This window comes from Lentilactobacillus rapi DSM 19907 = JCM 15042 (assembly GCF_001436255.1).
GTDB classification, from domain to species: Bacteria; Bacillota; Bacilli; order Lactobacillales; family Lactobacillaceae; genus Lentilactobacillus; species Lentilactobacillus rapi.
Window position 1 is genome coordinate 1 of record NZ_AZEI01000040.1, and the last position, 8,088, is coordinate 8,088.

Annotated in this window: 6 protein-coding genes; 5 read left to right on the top strand and 1 reads right to left on the bottom strand. The window is 42.8% G+C overall.

Annotated elements, in window-relative coordinates; all coding sequences use genetic code 11:
• Positions 1-81 precede the first annotated feature (81 nt).
• The 4 genes from FD12_RS05635 to rplI all read left to right on the top strand — a co-directional run bounded on the left by FD12_RS05635 (position 82) and on the right by rplI (position 5,740).
• Positions 82-1,020, top strand: a complete 939-nt coding sequence (locus tag FD12_RS05635) for a hypothetical protein (protein ID WP_056982116.1) — start codon at positions 82-84, stop codon at positions 1,018-1,020.
• 418 nt (positions 1,021-1,438) lie between these two features.
• Positions 1,439-2,830 carry an amino acid permease gene (locus tag FD12_RS05640; RefSeq protein WP_056982119.1) on the top strand — a complete coding sequence of 464 codons (1,392 nt, stop codon included), beginning with the start codon at positions 1,439-1,441 and terminating at the stop codon, positions 2,828-2,830.
• 407 nt (positions 2,831-3,237) lie between these two features.
• Entirely contained in the window at positions 3,238-5,250 is a 2,013-nt protein-coding gene (locus FD12_RS05645; RefSeq protein ID WP_186825983.1) for a DHH family phosphoesterase, read from the top strand.
• A gap of 37 nt (positions 5,251-5,287) precedes the next feature.
• Positions 5,288-5,740, top strand: coding sequence for a 50S ribosomal protein L9 (rplI, locus tag FD12_RS05650; protein ID WP_056982122.1), 453 nt, complete (start codon positions 5,288-5,290; stop codon positions 5,738-5,740).
• Between the two features lie 515 nt (positions 5,741-6,255).
• On the opposite strand, the gene FD12_RS13860 is transcribed toward rplI, so the two are convergent.
• A complete protein-coding gene (locus FD12_RS13860; RefSeq protein ID WP_146986104.1) occupies positions 6,256-6,438 on the bottom strand; it encodes a hypothetical protein in 183 nt (60 codons plus the stop codon).
• 134 nt (positions 6,439-6,572) lie between these two features.
• Here FD12_RS13860 and dnaB point away from each other — a divergent pair, with 134 nt between their 5' ends.
• Positions 6,573-7,958: a replicative DNA helicase gene (dnaB, locus tag FD12_RS05655; RefSeq protein WP_054749078.1), complete on the top strand. Its 1,386-nt coding sequence runs from the start codon at positions 6,573-6,575 to the stop codon at positions 7,956-7,958.
• The last annotated feature ends 130 nt before the right edge of the window (positions 7,959-8,088 follow it).

Consider the following 8,088-nt stretch of genomic DNA (forward strand, 5'->3'; position numbering starts at 1 on the left):
AGCGTTGATATGACAAGGATAATCGAGGATAAAACTTAGAAACTTTGGACAGTACTATCCAATCTAGGAGGGGCAAGTCAAATGAAAAAGATCATTTCAATTGTATCAATCATCTTTTTGAGCCTATTAGTTGGGGTGACGATGACCAATTCAGTTCAAACGGCATCAGCTGATTATTTACCATCATCCCCATTTCGGGTGAAATCGCGTTCTATTGATCCAAAAGATTCTGGAACGTTCACAAATGACTATTATCGGCTAACCCAAAAGGCAAAAGCAACGGTTACTTATACGGTTAAGGGAACATATGGGAAACAAGTTAAAAGGACCATGACGATGCCAAAAGGAACAATTGTTGCCGGTAAATTTGGTTATGTTGACAAGAAGCATATTTATCCTGGTCCAGCTGGCTTAAGTTATTATTTACAAAGAAAAACAATGAGTTCACATTACTATGGGTTGATTAACGGCCAAGGTAGGCTAAGCTTTAAGATTGCGTATACACCTTCGCGAATTGTTCGAATTAAACGGCCAGCTTATGCGATGCCGTTTGGTAATGGGATTCTTTTGTCGGGTGGTTTGGCGGCGTTAAAGCAGATCAACAACCCAGATTATCAAAGTAATGCGGTCAAGATTACTTCTGATGGTTATTTGGAGTATTACCCAAGCAATCATCAGACTTATAAATGGCGCTACCAGCAAAAAACTTCCGGAGGATCTTCGATAATGACTGGGACGAACCGAACTAACTTTGATATGCGACCGCAAGCTTATGCCAAGATTAACAAAGCGGTGAAAAAAGGTGCCACAGTTTATCTGTACACCAATAAGAAGGTTGATGGAACTAACCAAAAGCAGGTTAAAAAATCAGGGGCTTACAAGTATCGACTCGCCGTTCGGAATCTCCACACGCCATATTGGATGACTAATTATGGTGCTAACGACGATGGTTCGGCAGCAAGCTTATATATGGTTGGTAGTAAACCATACTATACTGAAATCGCTCAGGCCTTTAATTAAAAAGGCTGGAGGATAGATTGAGGTAAAGTAACTTGATTTGAAAACTTAAGTGAAAAAGATCGTGCATTCCAAAACTGAAGTGAAGCCCTTTGTTGGAGAAATCTAACTCAAGGGGTTCAGTTCAAAACAGAATGCACGATCTTTTTTCCCAGCTTGGTTGTAAAAATCGGTTTCCGGCGCCTGATTCTTAAAATTCAATGATGATCATCCTGGTTAATTTAATAAATAATGTAAGAATTCATGACATTGTATCCTAATTATCTGTAATAATTTTGCCAAATTGCCTAATAATATAACTTAGTAGCTCAAAATGTAATTAAACCTAACACGAATCCTAAAAAGTGTGATATTATCTTTTTATTCATTAGAATTATTTTAATCGTAATCTTATGTTGCTCTTATTTTTAGGAGGATGCTTATGAAATCAAAAATCACCGAGAACCAAGATGGAACGATGCGAGCGCTTAGCAATCGTCATGTTCAGATGATTGCCATTGGTGGCACGATCGGAACTGGGTTGTTCTTAGGATCCGGAAGTACCATTAGCAAGACCGGGCCTTCAGTTATGTTGGTGTATGTTGTTTTAGGCCTGTTTTTCTTCTTTATGATGAGAGGAATTGGTGAGATGTTTTACTCCGATCCATCCCAGCATACGTTCGTTTCATTCATTTCACGATACCTGGGACCGACAGTTGGTCATTTCACCGGCTGGACCTATTGGATTGGCCTCGTATTTGTTTGTATGGCTGAATTGACTGCCACTGCGACGTATGTCCAATATTGGTTCCCGCATCTGCCAGCCTGGTTGATTGAGTTAGCCTTCCTAGGAATTCTGGCTGGGGTTAACCTAATCGCTGCCCGCTTGTTTGGTGAAGCTGAATTTTGGTTCGCGATGATTAAGATTGTGGCCATCTTGGCCATGATCTTCACTGGAATTTTCATGATGGCTCGTGGGTCAATCACCCCATTAGGAAATGCCAGCTTATCAAATGTTTTCAACCACTTTACCCTGTTTCCTCATGGCATTTACAGCTTTATTGCTGCATTCCCGATGGTCTTCTTCGCCTTTCAAGGAATTGAATTCGTTAGTATCACGATTGGTGAAGCAAAATCACCCCATTCGGTTATCAAAAAAGCCGTTAATGAAACTTTATTAAGAATTCTGATTTTCTACATTGGCGCTTTAATCGTCATCATGGGGATCATCCCATGGACTTCCATTACTCCCGATGCCAGTCCATTTGTTCAAGTGTTCAAATTAGCTGGATTCCCTGCAGCAGCTGCGTTAATCAACTTCGTGGTCTTAACATCAGCTGCCTCGGCGCTCAATAGTTGTATCTTCTCTGCCGGCCGTCATTTCTATCAGTTAGCAACTGAAGTCCCTGAAGATAGTTGGATGCATAAAACATTTGCTAAAATTTCTGGTAATGGGGTTCCCGCTGCCGCTATTATCTTCTCCGCAGCACTGGTTCTGGTTACGCCATTGATGAGCTTGACGAGTGTTTTGAGTTCAGTATTTACGATCGTAACTGGAGTTTCCAGCGATATGTATTTGATCGTTTATACCCTGGCCATGGTTGCCCACAGAAAGTATCGAGCTTCCAGTGACTTCTTGCCTGATGGCTTCCTCATGCCTGCTTACAAGATCATGAGTCCATTGACCATTGCCTTCTTCGTGGTTGTGTTCTTTACCCTCTTCTTAATTCCAGAAGACATATTCGGGGCAGTTGGCGCAATTGTTTGGACCATTGTCTTTGGTGGGGTTACTTACCTGCATCAACGAAAACTGGTTCCAAGTGCCGAGCAGTAATCACGTTAGATAATCAAATAATAATGATCCAGGAATGCATCAGGGTTCCTGGATTTTTTGAGTCAACGTTAAAAGTAATGATTGTTGCACCAACCCGTTACGTACTTTCATAGGACCGCTACACGTAACTGGTGCTAACTATCTAAGCAATTCCTAACCAAAATCCAAGCCCAGGATTTTAATTAGGAACTCCTTAGATAACCGCACCAACCCGTTACGTTCCGCGCACTTTGATAGGACCGCTACACGTAACTGGCGCTAACCATCTAAGCAATTCCTAACCAAAATCCAAACCCAGGATTTTAATTAGGAATCCCTTAGATGACCGCACCAACCCGTTACGTTCCGCGCACTTTCTTTTTATGTTAGAATAAGAGCATTAACCATATTGAGTAAGAGGACATAAAATGAAAAATTGGTTTTCAAATAACAACGGTGAATTGCCACCGTTTGTTCATAATCGACGCTTACGACGAATCATGTTCTTTATTGCGCTGCTTGTTATCTATGGGATTGTTATTTCATCCCTGTACAACCTTATCGTAGCAGCCGTTTTGGTCGTGATTAGTGTTGCTGGGTTGATCTATACGATTGTGATGATGAACGAAATCAGTTCTGACACTAATAGGTACATTACTGATTTATCATACCGGATTCATCGCGGTGAACAAGAAGCCTTGCTGGAAATGCCGATTGGTGTCATGGTAACGAACGGTGACGGCTTGGTGGAATGGACGAATCCTTATCTCATGAACTACTTTAAGGATGACAACGTTCTGGGTAAGAAAATCGACGACATTGATCACGATTTGCAACAGTTGATCATGAAGTACGAGGAATCAAACGAATTTCACACGGTTACGTGGCGTGACCACAAATTTACCATGCTGATCCAGAAGGAATACAATTCCATGTATCTGATGGATATCACTAAGTATGCCAACATTCAGGAACGCTACGAATCTGAACAGATTTCAGTTGGCCAAATTTTCTTGGATAACTATGATGAAATCACCCAATCAATGACTGACCAGGAAATTTCTAATTTGAGCAACTATGTCACTAACGAGTTGGCAACCTGGTCACAAAAGTATGGGATGTATTTGAAGCAAATTGATGACGACCATTTCTTCCTGTTGGCCTATGCCAAGTCGTTGACGGCAATTGAGAACGATAAATTTAATATCCTGGACGTTGTCCGCGAAACCACTTCAAAACAAAACTTCCCATTGACCTTGAGTATCGGAATTGCATATGGCGAGGATGATTTGAATAGTTTGGCTGATCAAGCGCAAAGTAACCTTGATTTGGCATTAGGACGTGGTGGTGACCAGGTTGTTGTTAAGTCACTGGATGGCACTGCCCGGTTCTATGGTGGTAAAACTAATCCAATGGAGAAGCGGACTCGAGTTCGGGCTCGAATGATTTCACAAGCCTTAAATGAGTTGATGAATGCCTCTGACCAAGTCTTTGTTCAGGGACATACCCGGCCAGATATGGATGCACTTGGGGCTTGTTTGGGGATTCGGCGAATTGCTCAAATGAACAATAAGAAATGCTGGATTGTTCTTGATAAAGAGAAGGTCCATTCTGATATTCAGCGGTTGCTCGAAGCGGCTAAGAAGTATCCAGAAATTAGCGATTCAATTATTACACCCTCAGAAGCAATGGAGAAGGCCACCGACAGCAGTCTGCTGATCATGGTCGATCATTCGAAGCCATCCATCAGTATTTCTGAAGAGCTCTATCAAAAGATGGCAGAACGGGTCATCATTATCGACCACCATCGACGGGGCGAAGAATTTCCAGAGAACCCAATGCTGGTCTATATTGAACCGTATGCGTCATCGACTTGTGAGCTGATTACTGAAATGTTTGAATATCAGCCTCATGAAGAAGAACCGATTAACCGAATTGAAGCAACGGCCATGTTAACCGGGATTTTCATTGATACGCAGTCCTTCTCAATGCGGACCGGTACCCGGACGTTTGATGCGGCCAGTTACTTGCGGTCTGCCGGAGCTGATTCAACTGAAATGCAGCAGTTAATGAAGGAAAATATTGATAATTATCTGCAGCGAAACCATCTGATTTCGATGGTGGAATTCTTCCACAAAGATATGGCGATGATTGTTGGTGAAGAAGACCGAGTTTACGATCCGGTTACGGCTGCCCAAGCCTGTGACTCGCTCTTGACTATGTCTGGGGTTGATGCATCGTTTATTATCACCAAACGCTCAGATGGCCAAGTCGGGGTTTCAGCGCGAAGTACAGGTTCAATTAACGTTCAAATTATTATGGAAAGAATGGGTGGCGGCGGTCACTTATCTAGTGGTGCCACTCAAATTGAAGGCAAATCAATTGCCGATGTTAAACAATTATTGCTTGAATCCATCAAGTATATCGATGATAATGAATAAAGGTATTTAATTTTGAGGATAGTAGGAGTGATCGATTATGAAAGTAATTTTTCTAGAAGACGTCCGTGGTAAGGGTAAGCGTGGCGAGGTAAAAGAAGTTCCTGACGGCTATGCTCAAAACTTTTTAATTAAAAATGGCAAAGCAAAACGAGCTTCTCGGGCTGCCATGAGCCAACTTAAAGGGAAACTGCGAGCTGAAGAGAAGCGAGAAGCTGAAGAACTTGAAGAGGCCAAGCAGGTAAAGGCTCAATTGGAAGACGACAAAACAGTAGTTGAATTATCAGCCAAAGCCGGAACTGATGGGCGACTGTTCGGTTCAATTCCAAGCAAGCAAATTGCTTCTGCATTGGATAAGCAATTTGGTATCAAGTTAGACAAACGAAAGATTGAACTCGCCGATCCAATTAGAGTAGCGGGCTATACCAACGTTCACGTTAAGCTGCGGCCAGAAGTTGAAGCACGAATCAGAGTTCACGTTTCAGAAAAGTGAGCGTAGCAAAGCGGTTAGAAGTCGGAGCGTAAGTCTCCTCGGAGAGAAATTCCCGGTCTTGGAATTTTTCTCCGAGGTGCTTACGTGCAGACTTCTGCTTTGAGGAGCTGTCCTAAAAAGAGAGTGAGCGGATCCAGGCGGTTAGCAACCGGAGCGTAAGTCTCCTTTGGCAGAAATCCCCGATTCTGGGATTTTTGCCAAAGGTGCTTACGTGCAGGTTGCTGCCTGGAGGAGCTGTCCTAAGGGAAGTGCGCGTATCAAAGCGGTTAATAACCGGAGCATAAGTTGCCTAAATCAGAAATTCCGGTTTTGGGAATTTTTGATTTAGGTGCTTATGTGCAGGTTATTGCTTTGAGGAGCTGTCCTAAAAAAGTGAGCGTAGCAAAGCGGTTAGAGATCGGAGTGTAAGTCCCCTCTAACGGAAATTCCGGTTTTGGGAATTTTTGTTCGAGGTGCTTACATGCAGATCTCTGCTTTGAAGAGCTGTCCTAAGGGAAGTGAGCGCAGCAAAGCGTTTAGAAGCTGGAGCCTAAGTTTCCGCCACCAGAAATCCCGGGCTTGGATTTTTGGTGGCGGAGGCTTAGGTGCAAGCTTCTGCTTTGAGGAGCTGTCCTGAGTGAGCGGCCGGCAACGGGTGATGCAGAACGTAACGCGCCACCAAATACAGTATTTAGATCACCAAAAATATCAGTGGTCATAAAATCAAAATCACCATTAGAGACTGGAACCAGAACTTCAAGTTTTGGCCAGTCTCTTTTGCGACAAATGTTAAAATGAGATAGAATATCTATACGATTATTTTAGTTACTAGGAATGAATTTGAGGAATTTAAATGAGCAATGATTTTGTAAATGAGTTGCCACCACAGAATATTGATGCCGAAAAGGCGGTTTTAGGATCGATTTTCTTGAGCACGGATGCGCTCATTGAAGCCATGGAATATTTGGAACCCGATGATTTTTATAAACGGGCTCACCAGATTATTTTCAAAGACATGGTTGAATTGAACGATCGTGATCAGGCTGTCGATGTGGTGACGATAACCAATTTACTGACAGAACAGAATAATTTAGATGATGTTGGTGGGATGGAGTATATCGCTGATTTGGCTGGCTCTGTTCCAACTGCGGCCAATATTACTTACTATGCCAAAATTGTGAAGGATAAATCGCTGCTCCGGCGCTTGATCCAAACGGCCACCAACATTGTCACCAATAGTTACAGCACCGATGACGATATCACAACGGTGTTGGATGATGCCGAACGTGACATTATGAACGTTGCTGAAAATCGAAATCAGTCTGGTTTTAAAGCAATTAAAGATGTTTTGAACAGCGCCTTTAACGAAATTGACCGGTTGTCTCAAGCTGGTGATACGGTTACCGGTGTTTCCACTGGTTATCCTGAATTGGATAAAATTACGACTGGTCTTCATGAAGATGAGTTAATTATTTTAGCAGCTCGGCCTGCCGTCGGGAAAACGGCCTTTGCGCTTAACTTGGCTCAAAATGTTGGGACCAAGACCGACAAAACGGTTGCCATTTTCAGTCTGGAAATGAGTGCGGAATCGTTGGTTAACCGAATGCTGTGTGCCGAGGGGAGTATTAATGCCAACCATTTACGAACTGGCCAATTGACTGAAGACGAATGGCAAAACTTAGTGGTCGCGATGGGGAGTTTATCCCGAGCTAATATCTTTATCGATGATACTGCCGGAATTAAAATGTCTGAAATTCGGGCAAAATGCCGTCGATTAGCCAAAGAGTCTGGCAACCTTGGTTTAGTGGTTGTCGATTATCTCCAGTTGATTGAAGGCAGCAACGCCGAAAACCGGCAACAAGAAGTTTCCGGAATTTCTCGACAACTTAAAAAGCTGGCCAAGGAATTACACGTCCCCGTGATTGCATTGTCACAACTTTCTCGGGGAGTTGAACAACGTCAAGACAAACGGCCAGTGTTGTCAGATATCCGTGAATCCGGTTCGATTGAACAGGATGCCGATATCGTTGCCTTTCTGTATCGTGACGATTACTACCGGGATGAGGACGAGGATGACGACGACCAGTCCAGTGGTTCAAGTGGCGAGGATGACGAAAACGATGTTGGTGAAGTTGAAGTCATCATTGAAAAGAACCGTTCGGGCCCTCGAGGAACCGTGAAACTATTATTCGTGAAGTCGTATAACAAGTTTTCGTCGATATCGTATGCACAGCAATAATTTTTTGTATGTTGAGATTGGGACGAAAGGTGATTTGATCCCATAATTTAAGTGAAAAAAAAGTAATGCATTCATTTGAACTGAACCCCTTGAATTGGAGAAATCTAATTCAAGGGGTTTTATTATGTTT